The sequence below is a fragment of the Epilithonimonas zeae genome (genome assembly GCF_900141765.1).
GTDB lineage: Bacteria > Bacteroidota > Bacteroidia > Flavobacteriales > Weeksellaceae > Epilithonimonas > Epilithonimonas zeae.
Map to the genome: position 1 here is coordinate 1,126,878 of NZ_FSRK01000001.1, position 16,364 is coordinate 1,143,241.

General features: G+C 35.3%; 21 protein-coding genes and 1 pseudogene. 12 read left to right on the forward strand and 10 right to left on the reverse strand.

Annotation, left to right across the window (positions count from 1 at the left end; all coding sequences use genetic code 11):
• Positions 1–67: 67 nt before the first annotated feature.
• Together BUR19_RS05140 and BUR19_RS05145 are read right to left on the reverse strand one after the other, a co-directional pair.
• Complete coding sequence (locus BUR19_RS05140) at positions 68–1,156, reverse strand: sensor histidine kinase (RefSeq protein WP_074233815.1); 1,089 nt, start codon at positions 1,154–1,156, stop codon at positions 68–70.
• Positions 1,157–1,198: 42 nt separating this feature from the next.
• Positions 1,199–1,876, reverse strand: coding sequence for a response regulator transcription factor (locus BUR19_RS05145; RefSeq protein ID WP_074233816.1), 678 nt, complete (start codon positions 1,874–1,876; stop codon positions 1,199–1,201).
• Positions 1,877–2,080: 204 nt separating this feature from the next.
• On the opposite strand from BUR19_RS05145, the gene BUR19_RS05150 reads away from it, so the two are divergent.
• A complete protein-coding gene (locus BUR19_RS05150; protein WP_074233817.1) occupies positions 2,081–3,754 on the forward strand; it encodes a glutamine--tRNA ligase/YqeY domain fusion protein in 1,674 nt (557 codons plus the stop codon).
• 103 nt (positions 3,755–3,857) lie between these two features.
• Here BUR19_RS05150 and BUR19_RS05155 read toward each other — a convergent pair whose 3' ends face one another.
• The gene (locus BUR19_RS05155) at positions 3,858–4,139 is read right to left on the reverse strand and encodes a hypothetical protein (RefSeq protein WP_074233818.1); all 282 of its coding nucleotides are present in this window, start codon (positions 4,137–4,139) and stop codon (positions 3,858–3,860) included.
• A 358-nt stretch (positions 4,140–4,497) separates the two neighbouring features.
• Between BUR19_RS05155 and BUR19_RS05160 the strand changes: the two genes are divergently transcribed.
• The 6 genes from BUR19_RS05160 to BUR19_RS05185 all read left to right on the forward strand — a co-directional run bounded on the left by BUR19_RS05160 (position 4,498) and on the right by BUR19_RS05185 (position 6,797).
• Positions 4,498–5,097, forward strand: a complete 600-nt coding sequence (locus BUR19_RS05160; RefSeq protein ID WP_074233819.1) for a hypothetical protein — start codon at positions 4,498–4,500, stop codon at positions 5,095–5,097.
• Entirely contained in the window at positions 5,090–5,305 is a 216-nt protein-coding gene (locus BUR19_RS19040; RefSeq protein WP_074233820.1) for a hypothetical protein, read from the forward strand. The genes BUR19_RS05160 and BUR19_RS19040 overlap by 8 nt, the downstream gene beginning before the upstream one ends.
• A 67-nt stretch (positions 5,306–5,372) precedes the next feature.
• Complete coding sequence (locus BUR19_RS05170; RefSeq protein ID WP_074235560.1) at positions 5,373–5,825, forward strand: DUF5675 family protein; 453 nt, start codon at positions 5,373–5,375, stop codon at positions 5,823–5,825.
• 12 nt (positions 5,826–5,837) lie between these two features.
• Complete coding sequence (locus BUR19_RS05175; RefSeq protein WP_074233821.1) at positions 5,838–6,101, forward strand: hypothetical protein; 264 nt, start codon at positions 5,838–5,840, stop codon at positions 6,099–6,101.
• Entirely contained in the window at positions 6,091–6,363 is a 273-nt protein-coding gene (locus BUR19_RS05180) for a hypothetical protein (protein WP_074233822.1), read from the forward strand. Before BUR19_RS05175 ends, BUR19_RS05180 begins: the two co-directional genes overlap by 11 nt.
• A gap of 86 nt (positions 6,364–6,449) precedes the next feature.
• Positions 6,450–6,797 carry a nuclear transport factor 2 family protein gene (locus BUR19_RS05185; protein WP_074233823.1) on the forward strand — a complete coding sequence of 116 codons (348 nt, stop codon included), beginning with the start codon at positions 6,450–6,452 and terminating at the stop codon, positions 6,795–6,797.
• Between the two features lie 202 nt (positions 6,798–6,999).
• Here the strand turns inward: BUR19_RS05185 and BUR19_RS05195 are convergent, their stop codons facing one another.
• Entirely contained in the window at positions 7,000–7,878 is an 879-nt protein-coding gene (locus BUR19_RS05195) for a carboxymuconolactone decarboxylase family protein (RefSeq protein ID WP_175565867.1), read from the reverse strand.
• A gap of 98 nt (positions 7,879–7,976) precedes the next feature.
• Here BUR19_RS05195 and BUR19_RS05200 point away from each other — a divergent pair, with 98 nt between their 5' ends.
• Positions 7,977–8,297, forward strand: a complete 321-nt coding sequence (locus BUR19_RS05200) for a MerR family transcriptional regulator (RefSeq protein ID WP_074233825.1) — start codon at positions 7,977–7,979, stop codon at positions 8,295–8,297.
• A 133-nt stretch (positions 8,298–8,430) separates the two neighbouring features.
• Here BUR19_RS05200 and BUR19_RS18900 read toward each other — a convergent pair whose 3' ends face one another.
• The 5 genes and pseudogenes from BUR19_RS18900 to ccoN all read right to left on the reverse strand — a co-directional run bounded on the left by BUR19_RS18900 (position 8,431) and on the right by ccoN (position 12,538).
• Positions 8,431–8,628, reverse strand: coding sequence for a DUF6943 family protein (locus tag BUR19_RS18900; protein ID WP_379955516.1), 198 nt, complete (start codon positions 8,626–8,628; stop codon positions 8,431–8,433).
• An 8-nt stretch (positions 8,629–8,636) separates the two neighbouring features.
• The gene (locus BUR19_RS05205) at positions 8,637–8,789 is read right to left on the reverse strand and encodes an Arm DNA-binding domain-containing protein (protein WP_221407768.1); all 153 of its coding nucleotides are present in this window, start codon (positions 8,787–8,789) and stop codon (positions 8,637–8,639) included.
• Positions 8,790–9,048: 259 nt separating this feature from the next.
• Positions 9,049–9,287: pseudogene (locus tag BUR19_RS19115) on the reverse strand (hypothetical protein); the annotation flags it as partial.
• A gap of 73 nt (positions 9,288–9,360) precedes the next feature.
• On the reverse strand, positions 9,361–10,236 hold the full coding sequence (locus BUR19_RS05210; RefSeq protein WP_074233826.1) for a cbb3-type cytochrome c oxidase N-terminal domain-containing protein: 876 nt from the start codon (positions 10,234–10,236) through the stop codon (positions 9,361–9,363).
• A 22-nt stretch (positions 10,237–10,258) separates the two neighbouring features.
• Entirely contained in the window at positions 10,259–12,538 is a 2,280-nt protein-coding gene (ccoN, locus tag BUR19_RS05215) for a cytochrome-c oxidase, cbb3-type subunit I (protein ID WP_074233827.1), read from the reverse strand.
• 174 nt (positions 12,539–12,712) lie between these two features.
• Between ccoN and BUR19_RS05220 the strand changes: the two genes are divergently transcribed.
• On the forward strand, positions 12,713–13,006 hold the full coding sequence (locus BUR19_RS05220; RefSeq protein ID WP_074233828.1) for a helix-turn-helix domain-containing protein: 294 nt from the start codon (positions 12,713–12,715) through the stop codon (positions 13,004–13,006).
• 7 nt (positions 13,007–13,013) lie between these two features.
• Here the strand turns inward: BUR19_RS05220 and BUR19_RS05225 are convergent, their stop codons facing one another.
• Positions 13,014–13,214 (reverse strand): hypervirulence associated TUDOR domain-containing protein, encoded by a 201-nt coding sequence (locus tag BUR19_RS05225; RefSeq protein WP_074233829.1) that lies wholly within the window; start codon positions 13,212–13,214, stop codon positions 13,014–13,016.
• Positions 13,215–13,420: 206 nt separating this feature from the next.
• Here BUR19_RS05225 and BUR19_RS05230 point away from each other — a divergent pair, with 206 nt between their 5' ends.
• The 3 genes from BUR19_RS05230 (at position 13,421) to BUR19_RS05240 (ending at position 16,329) form a co-directional block, all read left to right on the forward strand.
• The gene (locus BUR19_RS05230; RefSeq protein WP_074233830.1) at positions 13,421–13,597 is read left to right on the forward strand and encodes a histone H1; all 177 of its coding nucleotides are present in this window, start codon (positions 13,421–13,423) and stop codon (positions 13,595–13,597) included.
• Between the two features lie 121 nt (positions 13,598–13,718).
• Entirely contained in the window at positions 13,719–15,749 is a 2,031-nt protein-coding gene (locus tag BUR19_RS05235) for a TonB-dependent receptor (RefSeq protein ID WP_074233831.1), read from the forward strand.
• A 58-nt stretch (positions 15,750–15,807) separates the two neighbouring features.
• Entirely contained in the window at positions 15,808–16,329 is a 522-nt protein-coding gene (locus BUR19_RS05240) for a hypothetical protein (protein WP_074233832.1), read from the forward strand.
• Positions 16,330–16,364: the final 35 nt, after the last annotated feature.

Consider the following 16,364-nt stretch of genomic DNA (forward strand, 5'->3'; position numbering starts at 1 on the left):
AGAAAAGTTTCTGAGAAATTTTTTTTCAAAAAAGATTTTTATAAATTCCCAGCTTACTGATTATTTATTAATCAATAATTGCTGCTTTTGCTTTCTTGATTTTTTCCAAAGAAGGTTTAGCTAATTTGAATTTGAACTTAGTTCCGGAAAGATAAGCACTTTCTACGCTAATCGTTTGTTTATGGGCTTCCATAATGTGTTTTACGATAGCCAGACCTAATCCTGAACCGCCTTCTTTTCTGTTTCTACTGGACTCAACACGATAGAATCTTTCAAAAATTCTTGGCAGATTCTCAGGTTTTATTCCCATTCCGTTATCTTCAATAGAAATGTGGATACTCTTGGTTCCTTCTCTTGTAGAAACGATGATTTGAGCTTCTTCTCGGTTGGCATATTTCACAGCATTGGAAATCAGATTAATCAAAACTTGCGAAATTCTCTGTTTATCTGCATAAACCAAAAGTTGAGATTGCGTTGTCTGCAACAGCATCGTCATAGAATGTCTTTCAGCTTCCATTTCCAACAAATCAAATACTTCCTGAATCAAATGATTGATATCAAAATTACTGTACTTCAAAGCGATTTGACCAGATTCGAAGCGGTTAATCATATCGAGGTCTTTTACAATATTCAAAAGTCTTTCGACAGATTTATCAATTCTTTCCAGATATTTGTCTCGGATATTGAGATCCTCCACACCGCCATCTCGAAGTGTTTCTATGTAGCCTTGGATGGAAAATAATGGCGTTTTTAGTTCATGAGAAACGTTACCGATATATTCTTTTCGGTAATTTTCCATTTCCTTCATCATATCGATTTCTGCATTTTTCTGATTCATTTCGTGGACTTTTTCGCCCAGTTCCTTGAACCCGATATCTGTATCAAAATCGTGAATAATATCTTCCGGAAGAATGTTGGTAATTCTCCTGATCTGATTTTTACTATAAAAACTAAAAAGAAATTCCAGAACAAAATAATTCACTACAAATACGAACCACAATGTGAAAACCAAAAAGTAATTGAAATCCGTCGTTTTGAAATAAATATCATCTGTATAAAACTCAAAAAGTAAGACAACACTTCCCACCACAGCCACTAAAAGGAAAGATGCTGCAACAGATAACCAATTAATTTTTACCGAATTTCTAATTCTCATTTCAAAAAAAAGATTTTCTTTTTAGAAAATCTTAAATTATTATTAAACTACTAATTTATAACCTATTCCTTTGAGTGTCTGGATGGTATTGATTCCCAGTTTCTCTCTTAATCTCCTAATGTGGACATCTATTGTTCTTTCGCCGACTATGACATCGTTGCCCCAAACTTTTTCCAAAATCTCCTCTCTTTTGAAGACTTTGTCTGTGTTAGAAGCTAAAAGATAAAGCAAATCGAACTCCTTTTTCGGAAGTAAAAACTCCTCTTTTCCTTTCGTAACTTTGAAGTTATCTTTATCGATGATTAAATCGCCTAATTCTATATAATTAGAATTCTCCTGAGAATTAGCTCCCATTTGCAATAGCGCGGCTACTTTTGATACCAGGATTTTTGGTTTTATCAGTTTTACGATATAATCGTTTGCGCCGGCTTGATAGCCTGCTAGTTGCGAAAATTCCTCACTTCTTGCGGATAGAAATACAATGAGTGTTCTCTGTAATTCCTTAATTTTACGAAGATCCTGACAAGTTTCTATACCGTCTTTTTCTGGCATCATAACATCTAAAAGAATAAGATCCGGCAATATTTCCTTTGCTTTTTCTATTCCTTCGTTACCATTACCAGCGGTAAAAACCTGATAACCTTCTTTTTCCAAATTATAAGAGATGATTTCCAGAATGTCCTGCTCATCATCAATTAAAAGGATTTTTTTACGATTCATTTCGATTTATTAATTATCCCAAAATTAAAAAAAAATGAACTCTATATCACTAAATGTTTAAAGTTCACACAAATTTAACATTTACAAAACAAATAATTGAGGTTTTAAAACAATTTTCGACATTAATATTCATCTATTTTTACAAGATAAATTCGTTTTATTTTTCGAGGAAATTAGATTAAATTTGCACCTCACGTTCAGATTATGGAAGAAGAAGAAAAAAAATCACTCAATTTTATTGAGCAAATTATAGAAGATGACTTGGCAAACGGGTTGGATATGTCTAAATTGAGATTTAGATTTCCGCCGGAACCAAACGGTTATCTTCACATTGGTCATACAAAAGCAATCTGTATCAACTTTGGTTTGGGGCAGAAATATAATGCGCCTGTCAATCTTCGTTTTGATGATACTAATCCGGCGAAAGAAGAACAGGAATTTGTAGATTCTATCAAAGCAGATATTGATTGGTTAGGTTTCAAATATGATCAGGAATTATATACTTCAGATTATTTTGAGCAGTTATATTTTTGGGCTGTAGAGATGATCAAACAAGGGAAAGCTTATGTAGATGAGCAACCTTCGGAAGATATTACGGCTCAAAGAAAAAATCCTTTTGAGGAAGGAATCAATTCGCCTTTCAGAGATCGTCCAATTGAAGAAAGCCTTGAGCTTTTTGAGAAAATGAAGAACGGCGAATTCGAAGAAGGTGCGATGAGTTTACGTGCAAAAATCGATATGGCGTCTCCAAATATGAATATGCGTGATCCTGTGATGTACAGAATCCTGAAAAAACCGCATCACAGAACCAGCGAAAAATGGAAGATCTATCCGATGTACGATTGGGCGCACGGAGAATCTGATTATATCGAGCAAATTTCACACTCTTTATGTTCATTGGAATTTGAAAATCACCGTCCATTGTATGAATGGTATCTGGACCAGGTTTATAATAATGAAAGTGTTGCGCCAAAACAGAGAGAATTTGCAAGGATGAACGTTTCTTATATGGTAACATCCAAAAGAAAACTTCAAAGATTGGTTGCTGAAGGAGTAACAACCGGCTGGGACGATCCTAGAATGCCTACTATTTCTGGATTGAGGAGAAAAGGCTATACGCCGGCTTCTATCAAAAACTTCATCGAGAGAGTTGGTGTTGCAAAAAGAGAAAATCTGATTGATATCCAATTGTTGGAGTTTTCTGTGAGAGAAGATCTTAACAAAGTTGCAACCCGTGTAATGGCGGTTGTAAATCCAGTAAAACTAATCATCGAAAATTATCCTGAGGATAAAGAAGAATGGCTAGAAACTGAAAATAATCCTGAGGACGAAAATGCTGGAACGAGACAAGTGCCTTTCTCAAGAGAAATTTATATCGAAAGAGAAGATTTCCAAGAAGAAGCTGATAAGAAATTTTTCCGTTTAAAATTGGGCGGAGAAGTTCGCCTGAAAGCAGGTTATATCATCAAAGCTGAAAGAGTTGAAAAAGATGACAAAGGTCAAATCACAACAATCTATGCGACTTATGATGAAGATTCCAAGTCTGGAAGCGGAACTGAGGCAAGTCTTAGAAAAGTGAAAGGGACACTTCATTGGGTTTCTGCAAAACACGCTTTGCCAATCGAAATCAGAACTTATGAAAGGTTATTCACAACAGAACAGCCAGATGCTGTGAAGGAAGTTGATTTTATGGAATTTATCAATCATCAGTCACTGAGAGTTTCTCACGGTTTCGCTGAACCTAGCCTGAAAGATGCAACTTTGGATGACCATTTCCAGTTCCAAAGAATTGGTTATTATATTAAGGACAGAGATTCTTCTGATGATCAATTGGTCTTCAACAGAACAGTTACTCTTAAGGATGGTTATAAACCTTAATTAATATATCCTTAATAAAACTAATGGCACTACTTATATATAAGTGGTGCCATTTGACTTATTACGCGAAGTAATTTTATTTTAATAGAAATAAAATTACATATTAATCCTCACTAAGTACGTAGGTTAAAAATTTAATTTTTAAAGAATATATAATTAAAAAATGATTCATAATATTGACATCGATAAAACCTGGCTTGAGATGAGAATCAATGAAATTTTTTAAAGTGGAATTAAGGTTGGGTTGGTTTAAAAAGTTTTGAAGATTTGATTTTATCGTTGATGTATTAGGCAGAATGTCGATAAAGTCCTTTAAAACTTCTTTTTTATGGACTAAATCTTCTTTAAAAGTTTTAAATTTCTCATTAACAATATCATCTACCATATTCTTATCAGTAATTGTTTTGCAGATATCTGTAAATCAATATGTTTTGCTTATTTTATTTTTTGAAGTACAACATAAGTACAACTTTTCACAACCTTTTTATTTTACAAATATCTACTGCATAAAAATAGCTAATTAAGAGTATTGAAACACTATACTTTTCCTGTTTTTTATCCTTACTTCTTCCTCCGATTTCTCAAACTAATTACTGTTCTGAATTTTGAAAATGTATGTTTTCGGTGCGATAGCACCGCATTGAATTACATTTTACAGCCTTGTGTATTGCTCATAAAATGAGATAAATAGAACTTTGTAATAGCTATAGCAAAGCATTTATTAACTCTTAAATTTTACTACAATGGCAAGACAAAAAGGACTTATGAAGTACGTTGGCACCATCTGCGATGTGCGACACTTCAAGATTAAAGGTCAACAAGGATTTTTCGCCGGAATGGTTGGCGAGCCAACCGCAGAACAAGTAAACTCCGCACCGGAATTTGAACGAACTCGTGAAAATATGAACGAGTTTGGCGGATGTGCAATAGCCGGAAAGTCTGTGAGAACAGCACTCTCTGCATTGATGTCAAAAATGGCGGATAGCCAGATTACAGGTCGATTAACTTCTATAATGAAGAAAATCAATTTGGAAGACGGAACGGAAGCCAGAGGTTACCGAAAGGTCGAAATCTCAACCCAAAGAAATTATTTACTGGGCTTTGAATTCGATAAAAAATTATCTATTAATGGAGTGTTCAATGCTCCGTATGATGTAACCCATACCGCATGTAGGGAAAGTGCAAATTTTATCATTGCTCCGTTTAACCCAGCCGATTTGATTTCTGCACCTTCAGGAACTACCCATTTCCGATTAATTAACGCTTTGGCGGTGGTTGCCGATTTTGTGTACAACGCAACAACCGGAACTTACGAACCTGATGACATCGTAAACAATGAGTGAGCTGAGCATCGTTGAGTATTCGGATTATATCCTTTTAAATACGGCTTATGCAGGCTCAACTTTAACCGCAACACTTCCCGGTGCTCCAACGCTGGGCGCAAATGTTACAGTTATTCAGTGTATCGGGATTGAGTTTTTCCAAGAGGTCAACGGCAATTATTACGCTTTCAATTCCGGCAACTGTTTGCGAATTGAAGATGCGTTTTAAGCCAACCCAATCTAAAGCATTCTTCACAAGAGAAGGCTTTTTTATTAATTCCAAAAACGATTTCCAAATGAAAGCAAAAATCATAAGAGTTGCCGAAGGCAAACAAAGCACATTGAGCCAGCTTTACATTGATGGTATTTTTCAATGCTATCTGTTGGAAGACAAAATCAGAGCCATCAAAGTGCCAAAACAAACCGCTATTCCCGCAGGAAATTACTCTTTAAGATTAAACACCTGGGGCGGAATGAATGCCGAGTATCGGCAGAAATTCCCGAAGCTTCACAAAGGAATGATTGAAATAAATGGCTTGCCGAATTTCAGTTTTGTGTACATCCATATCGGGAACAATTTCAGACAAACCGCGGGCTGTCCATTGTGTGGTTTCGGGTTCGATTTTGTGGATGGCGATTACCAAATCGTAAGAAGTAAAGATGCTTACCAAATGATTTATCCAAAACTTTTGGACGTTGCACAAAGCGAAGAAAATCACATCAGCATCGAAAATAATTTTCAATTTTAAAACCCCGTAACAATGGAAAATGCAATCACATTAAACATCGTGTTCGGTTCTTTAATCAGTATGCTCTTGGCGATTGTTGCCTACTTCATCAAACAACTTCATTCCGATTTTAAGAATATGGAAAAAGATTTAACCGAAGTAAAAACGATGGCTTTGCTCATCAAAACAGAGTTCAAAAGCAGTTATAATATGCTCAATCAAAAAGTAGATTATCTGGAACACCGTGTAAACATTATTGAACAAAACAATTTAAAACATTCAGGCAATGAAAAATAATAATTTAAACTTAGTTGAGCGTGTAAAAGCTCCAACGCCAAAGTGGTTCAAAATCGTTAGAGCCATCGGCATTACATTGACCGCTGTAGGCGGTGCAATCTTAACCGCTCCGGTGGCAATTCCTGCCACTATTGTAACCGTTGCAGGTTACTTGGTATTGGGCGGAACCATCGCAACGGCAGTTGCTCAAACCGCTATTCAAGCGGAAGAAAGCAACAACACTGAAAATAAAGACGAAACAAAAAATGCGGAAAAGCCTTAGTAGATAAAGCTTTCAGCAATGGTTAGTTTTTTTAATCCTGTCCTTTGGGCAGGATTTTTTATTTTTGTAGGATTAATTTTTATATTATGGATGCTAAAAAGTTCGCCGAAGTATGGGTAAGGTCCTGGAACTCTCATAACATTGAAGATATTTTAAGTCATTATTCTGACGACATTGAAATTACAACCCCAATGATTAAAATGACTCTGGGTTCTGGCGACGGAACACTGAAAGGAAAAGAAGCTGTTGGCAATTACTGGAGAAAAGCCCTGGATAAAATACCGGATTTACATTTTGAACTTTACGAAGTAACGGAAGGCATCAATTCAATTGCATTGTATTACAAATCTGTAATGGGTAAAAAAGCTATTGAGGTTATGTTTTTTGATGAGGAAGAAAAAGTTTGTAAAATGTATGCTTATTATACAGATTGAAAATATCAATATTTTTAATGGTTTTTTTAATCCTGTCCTTTGGGCAGGATTTTTTATTTGGGCGTGCCCCTTTGCATTTTTCCAACACACAAAGCCAACGCAAAAATGCAAGCGGGTCGGGCTATCCGCTACAAGTCCTCGCTCGTGCCTCGCTGTGGGCTTTCCGCTTCTATCCCTCACGCAAAGCGGAGATTAGTTGTTCCTATTTGCTACGTTCGCTCACAACTTCTTTCAAAATATTGGTTCCGTTTATAGCCGATGGAAAACCAGAATACACAGACATCAGTAGCATAATTTCTTTTATGTTTTCAACGGTCAAACCAATATTCAGCCCTGCATTGATGTGGAATTTAAGCTGTGGCTGTGCATTTCCCAAAGCCGTCAAAGCTGAAATAGTTGCGATTTGTCGATATTTTGGAGCTAAATTATTTCTTGAAAAAACATCAGCATAACCAAATTCGAGTGTTAGTTTTACCAACTCTGGAGAAAAATCGTTATAGGCGTTGTTTAGTCTCTCAACTTGCAAGCTATCAAGTTTTGTTAATTCTTCTTTACCTAATTCTAATCTATTTATTGGTGTCGAATTCGTTGCCATTTCCCCAACTTCATCTTTAATTCCGTGTGCTTCTCTTTCCTTCAAAACTTCTTTCAGAGCATTCATTCCGTTGATAGAACTTGGAAAACCCGAATAAACTGCCATCTGCAAAATCACTTCTTTCACTTCGTTTATCGTGCTTCCTGTATTTAATGCTCCGTTGATATGTACTTTCAGTTGTGGCTGTGCCGTTCCCATAGCTGTTAGCGAAGCAACAACCGCAATTTCTTTTGATTTCAAATCCAATCCATCTCTTGAATACACATCTCCAAACGCATATTCAATGATAAATTTTCCTAAGTCCGGCGAAATATCTTTCAATCCGTTAATTACTTTTTCGCCTGCTTCTCCGTCAATTTCTTTGAGTTTTTCCCAACCCTTTACATATCTCTCTGATGGTTTCATATCGGTACTATTTTTTGTTTGTGCATTTATCATTTGTATCAATCCTAAAATCGAAATGATAGTCATTATGATTTTTTTCATTGAAAGTATATTATTGTCATTGTTTGTAAATAATTTACAATTGCAAAACAAAGACAATAATTTTATATTTGCAACAATAATTGTAAATAATCTACAAAATGGCTAAGCAAGCTTCAAAAAATGATTTATCATTTGACTTTGATTTTTTAGAAAAACTGGTCGTTGGTATTGGCGAAGTATCACAAATTACAGGCATTCCTACAAGGCAAATTCGTTATTGGGAAGAAAAAAATATTATTACTTCTTTAACTGAAGAAGAGGGCAAAAATAGGCGTTACAATTATGAGAATATAAAAAAAATGTTGCTCATAAAAGAGCTGACAGACGAAGGATATACTCTTGATGCTTCAGCAGAAAAAGTAAAAAAACGAATGGAAATGATTGAAGAAACGTTGAATAAACTTAAAAATCGGAAGTGATTTTTTGTTTTCTGCATCCGCTTGCATCGTTTTTATAAAACGGTGCTTTCATATTGCCTTTATATGGGTGTCAAAGTGCCAATAACGGTAAAGCAGTGGGTATGGTAAACGCAAACGAAGGTAGCCGAAAAGACTACCTTTTTAAATGCCTTGAAATGTAGATGCGTTTGAGTTCGGAAATTAAAAGGAGCTGTTCGTACATCGCTCTTTCGTTTTGCTCCAGGGCTTTGGACTTTTTTACATCTTGCTGATAGGCTTTTTGTTTTTCCTGTAGATGTGCCATTTGTTCAAAAACGAGGTTTTTAAAATCGTGTATTCTGATGAATGGAATAACAGAACCTACAAAGAATTAATGAAAAGATTTTGCTTTTCATCATCCCATTCGCTTGCTTTGGCTTTAACGCCGGTTGCTACAAATTTGGCTTTACGGTCTTTAATCAACCGAATGTAAATAGGGCTTTGACCTGTGGCGTCTTCCTGCTGTGTACGCAATACTAATTTAATTGAAGCCATAATAAAGAAGTATTAGATTGTTGTACTTAGTAAACTCAACGAGTGCAATTGGATGAAACCATTGATTTTTACTGATGTTTCAAAGCGATGCAACCCAGTACTAAGGTACAACTTTTAGCACAACAAACCTAACATTTTCTTGCTTGTTTATGCTTTAATCTGCGTTTGTTTATTTTGTAACTATTTGATTAATAATATAATTAGGCGCAAATTGGATTTTTGAATTTGATTATTCGTATAACACTTTAATATACGCAGTAATTCTCTTAGCGCGATGGTCTTCGGTTTTTGTTGAAATTGCGAAATAATCTAGATTAAATTTTTGAGTTTAAAAGTTTCGCATTTCTCTGTAATCTCATCGTCAATAATAGAAATAACAGATGAAATTCCGAACTGAGCGACACGGATTGGGGGGTCTATTGTAAAAGCCAATCCCATTACAGGAATATGAAAGTTGTGTAGAGGTTTGTTGGATATTTGCTAAATAATTGGTATCGAAGACCTTAATTATAAGTCATCGATTCAAAATTGATTATGTTAATGAATGAGTTTATTCTTCCCAATGCGCTTCTTCCCCTTGTGGCGCAGCACCGCCTTGCGCTTCTGTAATCGGCACTTTTTCACGATTGATGTGATAGATGTAAGCTGCAACTTTTTCAGCATCTCTGCTTGTTATGACTCCATCTTTGATAAAAGGTCGCATCGTAGGATTGTTAGGAGAACCATTTTCCAGCATCCAGAACACATTTTTGAAAAGACTTTTTTGTTTGATGTTTATCCAGTTTTTGTCGGTAAGATTCGGACCAATTCCGCCTTTTCCGGACTCTGAATGACAAGACATACAATTGGTATTGAAAATCTGTTCTCCTTCTGCAATATTGTCTGCGCTATAAGTGGCTGTTTCGATATCGATTGCTGGAGCAGTTTTCTCGTACTCTTTGATTGAAGCGAGTTGAGTTTTAGCTTCAACTTCATATTCTACATCGGGATGTGCATAATCTGTTAATGTAAAAGCAAACAGATAAACCACACAATAAATAATGGTTCCGTAGAAAAGTCCAATCCACCATTTTGGTAAGGCGTTGTCGAGTTCTGTGATGCCATCGAAACCGTGATCTATAAGTAATGTTTTTTCCTCACTTGCTGATTGTTTTTTGAAAGCCGAATTCCAAAGTTTTTGAAAATAAGGAATGGCTTTTTCTTTCAGATATTCCTCTTTTTCTTCGTCTGACAATGTCTTGAAACGGCCATCTTCTACCAAATCCCCAATAGAATTCATTATCAAGAAAAGAAAAATAATGACCATCAGCAATCCCCAAAAGAAAGGAGAAGATAAGTAACCGGAATTATCGGACAATTCGAAGATGATAAAAGTTGCACCTAAAGTGGCTGCAATGCCAATTGAAATGGGAGTTCTTGTTTTCATTTTATTTAAGTTTTCACAGTTATTATTCTACACTTGCAGTTTTGATTTCTGTGGTTTTAATATCCGTTCCCAATCTTTGCAGATAGGCAATCATAGCAATGATTTCTCTTTGTTCAAATGGGACAAATTCATTTCCTTTTGATTTTCGTTCCGCTTCCATTTGAACTTTCAAATCTGCAGCTTCGGAGAAAATTCTTTTGACAATCGCTTTGGATTGATTATCCGCCCATTGATTGGCAGAATCGATTTCAGCTTTTGTATAAGGAACATCAAAACTATTTTTCATTAATTTTAATTTATTGACCATCTGAGAACGGTCTAATTTGTTGGTAATTAACCAAGGGAAGCGTGGCATGATAGAACCTGCCGATGTGATTCTCGGATTATACATATGTTTAAAATGCCAGGAATCAGGATTTCTTTGTCCTTCTCTGTGAAGGTCTGGCCCTGTTCTTTTGGAACCCCACAAAAATGGTCGGTCATAAACAAATTCTCCCGCTTTTGAGTATTGTCCGTTCTTCCCATCGAATCTCATTACCTCATCACGGAAAGGTCTTATCATTTGAGAATGGCAGGAATTACAACCCTCACGAATGTAAAGGTCACGACCTTCCAACTCAAGCGGCGAATATGGTTTTACCGCTGATATTTGCGGAACATTACTGCTCATCGTTAAAGTTGGAATGATTTCGACAATTCCTCCAATAGCAATTGCAACGAATGCTAAGATTGATAAGAGATGGGGTGTTCTTTCCAGCCAAAGATGGAAACCTTCGCCTTGTTTTCTACCTTGATTGACGTTGGCGAGAGCTGGAGCTTCAGCGGGCACATTTTTTAAGAATGAACCTTTTTTAGCTGTTTTGTAAACATTAACAACCATTAAAACTGCACCAGCGAGATATAATATTCCTCCTAAAAATCTCATTTTAAAGTAGGGTAGAATAGCGGTTACTGTATCCAGCCAGTTTTTGTAAACCAAAGTTCCATCGGGATTGAATTGTTTCCACATCAAACCTTGTGTGAAACCGGCAATGTACATTGGAACAGCGTAGAAAATAATTCCCAAAGTTCCTAACCAGAAATGCCAATTGGCGAGTTTTTTAGACCATAACTCATTTCGCCACATAATTGGAACCAAATAATAGATAACTCCAAAAGCCATAAATCCATTCCAACCTAGTGCCCCCAAATGCACGTGGCCAATTACCCAATCTGTGTAATGTCCGATTTTGTTTAAGGATTTGGTCGCTAATAGTGGACCTTCGAATGTTGCCATTCCGTAACAGGTAACAGCTACTACAAAGAACTTCAGGATTGGTTCTTCCCGGACTTTATCCCAAGCGCCCCGCAAGGTTAATAATCCATTCAGCATTCCGCCCCAAGACGGTGCAATCAACATAATAGAGAATCCTGTTCCTACTGCCTGAGCCCAAGCTGGCAAAGAAGTATATTGAAGATGATGAGGACCTGCCCACAGATAAACAAATATCAAAGACCAAAAGTGAATAATAGACAATTTGTAAGAGAATACAGGGCGATTGGCTGCTTTTGGTAAAAAATAATACATCAAACCTAAAACTGGCGTTGTCAATACAAAAGCCACTGCATTGTGACCGTACCACCATTGTACAAGAGCATCTTTAACACCTGAATAGGCTGAATACGATTTCCAACTTGTGAACGATAATGTAACTTCCAGATTATTGAAGATATGAAGCATCGCAACCGCAATCCAAGTTCCGATATAGAACCAGATTGCAACGTATAAATGTCTTACTCTTCTCTTCAGAATCGTACCAAACATATTGATTCCGAAAATCACCCAGGAGATGGTAATCAAAATATCAATTGGCCATTCGTGTTCGGCGTATTCTTTTGAGGTATTGATTCCCATTAAGAAAGTAATAACAACAGCAATAATCATCAATTGCCAGGTCCAGAAATGAATCCAGGAAAGTGTATCGCTGTACATTCTGGTTTTCAGCAATCTCTGCATACTGTAATAAGCACCACAGAAAAAAGAATTACAAACGAAGGCAAAAATTACCGCGCTGGTATGCAACATTCGGATTCTTCCAAATCCCATTGCACCTTGAGTATTGATCAAACCTTGGATATTACCGCTTCGCAAACTCTGGATGGTTGTATCATCTGTTCCGAAGAAAAATTCTGGCAATTCGGGGTAAAATAACATCAAGGCTGCCGTGAGTCCCAAGATAAAACCAATAATTCCAAATGTTACAGTGGCATAGAGAAATGCTCTGACAATATTGTTGTCATAATGAAATTTTTGTGTCTCCATATTTACATTTTGAGGTCAAGGATATTTTATTTCGGAGCACTTTTTAGAATGTACTTTTGATGGAAGTAAATATCATATGTCCGTTATTATATTTTGACAAAGGTATTTTGTAGCTTTGTGTACTACCAATAGATTTACTTCTAAACTATACCGAAAACTACTAAAATCGAGACTATGGAATTGTGCGGGAAAAATATCAGAAAAATAAGAAGAGAAAGGGATTTTACCCAGGAATATATGGCTTTTGAAATGGGAATTTCACAGAAAGCTTATTCTGATATAGAGAATTCTAAAGTGAAAATCAATCTTGATATTCTTACCAAAGTTTCAGCGATTTTGGATATCAAACCATCAGACGTTTGCAGTATTTCCGACCAATGTGGCGGTGGCTATTATGAAACTAAGTATAATGAATTGCTGGATTTTATGAAGAAGAATAATATTGAACTGCCGAAAGAACTTTTGTAATCGGTAATCATATTTTTTTAAGAGCAGAAGCTTTGTGAACGGCTGTTTTTCCTGTCTTTTCGCTCATCACTTCGTACTGTGGATTTTCTTCTGAAGCTCTTCTTTGTCTATTCATAAACGTAAAATCTTTGGTATGGATATTAACAATCACGCCGTAGGTTTCGCCATACTGAAATTTCCATTTTACGTTATCCCCCTTTTTAAGCATATTTTTTATTTTAATGATATAAATCTATTACCAAAAACTATACAAATCCGATTTTGCAAAAATTTTAAGATGAATTATGAGACTCAAAGTGAAAAAATATCATTAGAATCAATAAAATTAAGCGTAAAATCAATTAAAATATCACGAATCATAGTTGTCGAATGCGTCAAACTATTATATTTGCACCTTATTTAATACTTACTACTATGAAAGAACTAATCGAAAAGATTAATGCTGAATTTGAAGCTTTCAGCAAAGAGGCAGAACAACAAGCTGAAAAAGGAAACAAAGCTGCTGGTACAAGAGCAAGAAAATCAGCTTTGGAGTTGAGCAAACTTTTCAAAGATTTCCGTAAAGTTTCTGTTGAAGAATCAAAGAAATAATCTTTACCAAAAAATGATCCCTGTTTTATAACGGGGATTTTTTTTTCGCTTAATCCAAATTCTTTGGAGTTATCTTTTTATGGTTTAAGAAAAAAGTACAGTTTTTGCTTAGGAGAATCTGATGACAAAATTCTATCTTTTTCTATCAATTTTTTCAGCTTCGATGTTTTGGTCTCAGATTCGAGACTCAACAAATTTGATTTCTGAAATTAAAATAGATGCCTATAAAAAACCGACGACTTACGTCTCTTCCACAAAATCGGTTGCTGTAATTTCCGAAAATCTTCTCAACCAAAATCCTCCAGAACGGATGTTGGAATCTATCAACCAAATTCCGGGTGCAAGAATGGAAGAACGTTCGCCGGGAAGTTACAGGATTTCACTTCGTGGAAGCACATTAAGATCACCCTTTGGTGTTCGCAATGTGAAGGTTTATCTTGATGATTTTATTTTGTCTGATGCTTCTGGCAATACTTATTTCAACGTAGTTTCTCCAGCTTTAATCAACCGAATGGAAGTTTTTAAAGGCCCCGAAGGTGGTGATTACGGAGCGATGACAGGTGGAACTTTACTTCTTAAAACCAACAATCAGGATAACTTGTCAGCTAATTTATCCACTGGAAGTTACGGCACTTTCAATCAAAATTTTGACTTTTCTAAACAATTGGGAAGTCATTTTTTTGAGATTTTCCAAAATTACTATCAAACCGATTCTTACAGAGAACAATCCAAAGTCCATCGGAAACAGTTTTTTGTTAAAGATAATTACCAATATTCTAATCAGGGGATTTTGAAAATGATGTTGATGTACTCTGATCTGGATTATCAAACGCCTGGCGGATTGACTCTGGAACAAATGCAAAATAACAGAAAGCAGGCGAGACCTTCCACAGCAACAGCTCCTGGTTCCAAGGAACAAAAGGCAGGAATCCGAAATAAAATGATTTTGGCAGGCTTGTCCAATGATTATCAATTTAGTCCCAATTTTTCCCATTTTATTTTGGTTCAAGGTTCTTATGTAGATTTTGAAAATCCCTTCATTACCAACTTCGAAAACCGATTTGAAAAGAATTTTGCGCTAAGGACACATTTTAATTATGAGAAAAATTGGAATCAAATTTCGTTAGCCTACAGACTGGGATTCGAAGGTGGGATTAATGATATTTTTATTAAGAATTTTGATAATAAAAGTGGAGTAGAAGGCAATCCACAGAACTTTGATAAAATTAAAAACACTTCGGGATTTTATTTTCTTTCTCAAAAATTAAATTTCGATGAAAAATTGTTTACGGATATTTCTGTCAGTTTAAATTCCAATTCTTACGAATGGCAAAGGCTTTATCCGGAAACAGAGGATGGGAATGCAAGATTTAAAAATCAGTTTTTACCTAATTTCGGAGTTACGTATATTTTGGATCAAGGCTTTTCTGTACGAGGAAAAATTGGAAAAGGAAATTCCGCACCGACTAATGAAGAAATCCGTTCTTCTACACAGGAATTCAACGCCAATCTGGCTCCGGAATCTGGCTGGAATAAAGAGATTGGAATCAGGAAACAATTTGGAAATTTTTTATTTGTAGAAGGCAGTTATTTTGATTTCCGAATGAAAGATGCCATTGTGAGAAGGCAAAATGAGGCTGGACAGGAGTATTTTGTCAATGCAGGAGAAACTGTCCAAAAAGGTTTTGAAATTCTGTTGGAATCCAAAAGTTTTGATTTGAAAAATGATTTTTTCAGTCGATTTGGATTTCGTTTTTCAGGAAGTTTTTACAATTTCAAATTTCAGAATTATAAACAAAATGGGCAGGATTTCTCAGGTAATGATTTAACAGGCGTTCCTAAAACAAATATTAATTCACTTGTCAATTTTACTTTTTTCAAAAAATTATCTGTTGATTACTCCCATTTCTACACTTCAAAATTACCTCTTAATGACGCTAATTCTGTTTGGTCTGAGTCCAGTTTGGTTGGAAATATTCAATTCAGATTTCCTTTACAAGCTGATAAAACCAGATTTAATTTAAGTTTTATGATTCAAAATTTATATAATACAGATTATGTTCTAGGTTTTGATATCAATGCTTTTGGAAATCGATATTACAATCCTGCGGCCAAAAGAAACTTTGTATTGGGTGTTGAAGCTCAGTTTTAATTGATTGATTTTTAGCATCAATTTTGATTAAGATACGCAATGATAAAATGCTATTGTTATGAGATTCAATATTTTGCTGTATTTATTTTTCATTTTAATAATAAATTCTTGTCAATCACCGAAAGCCAATGCTTTTAGATCAACTGTTGTGGAGAAAGAAAGAATAGCGTTTAACATAATCACCAGTAAAAATGGCACCGAATCTCAAAAATTAGAATATCTAGTTGCAGATGATTATAAAAATGCCTTAAAAGCTGTAGATCAGCAGAAAAAAGAGTTTGACCAAATTATTTTAAGCCTTGATTCTTTAGAAACAAAAGATATCAAAGATGCCTCACTTCTGAAAAATGCAACTGTAAACTATTACACAGCACTTAGAGATCTCCATTATTTTGACCGAAAAGAAATCTTGCAGCGTGAACTGATTTACAATAATCACAGCAACGATAAAAAATCACAACAAGATGAATTGCTGAATTTATACAAGCAGAAAAAAGCTTATTTCAATAGAGTTTATAAAGAAGAAAGTTTGTTGAGTGATGCTCTGCAAAAGTTTGATATTTCAAATGGTTTGAGGTAATCTTAAAGGAATGGTTTTTGTAATTTCTGAGTTCA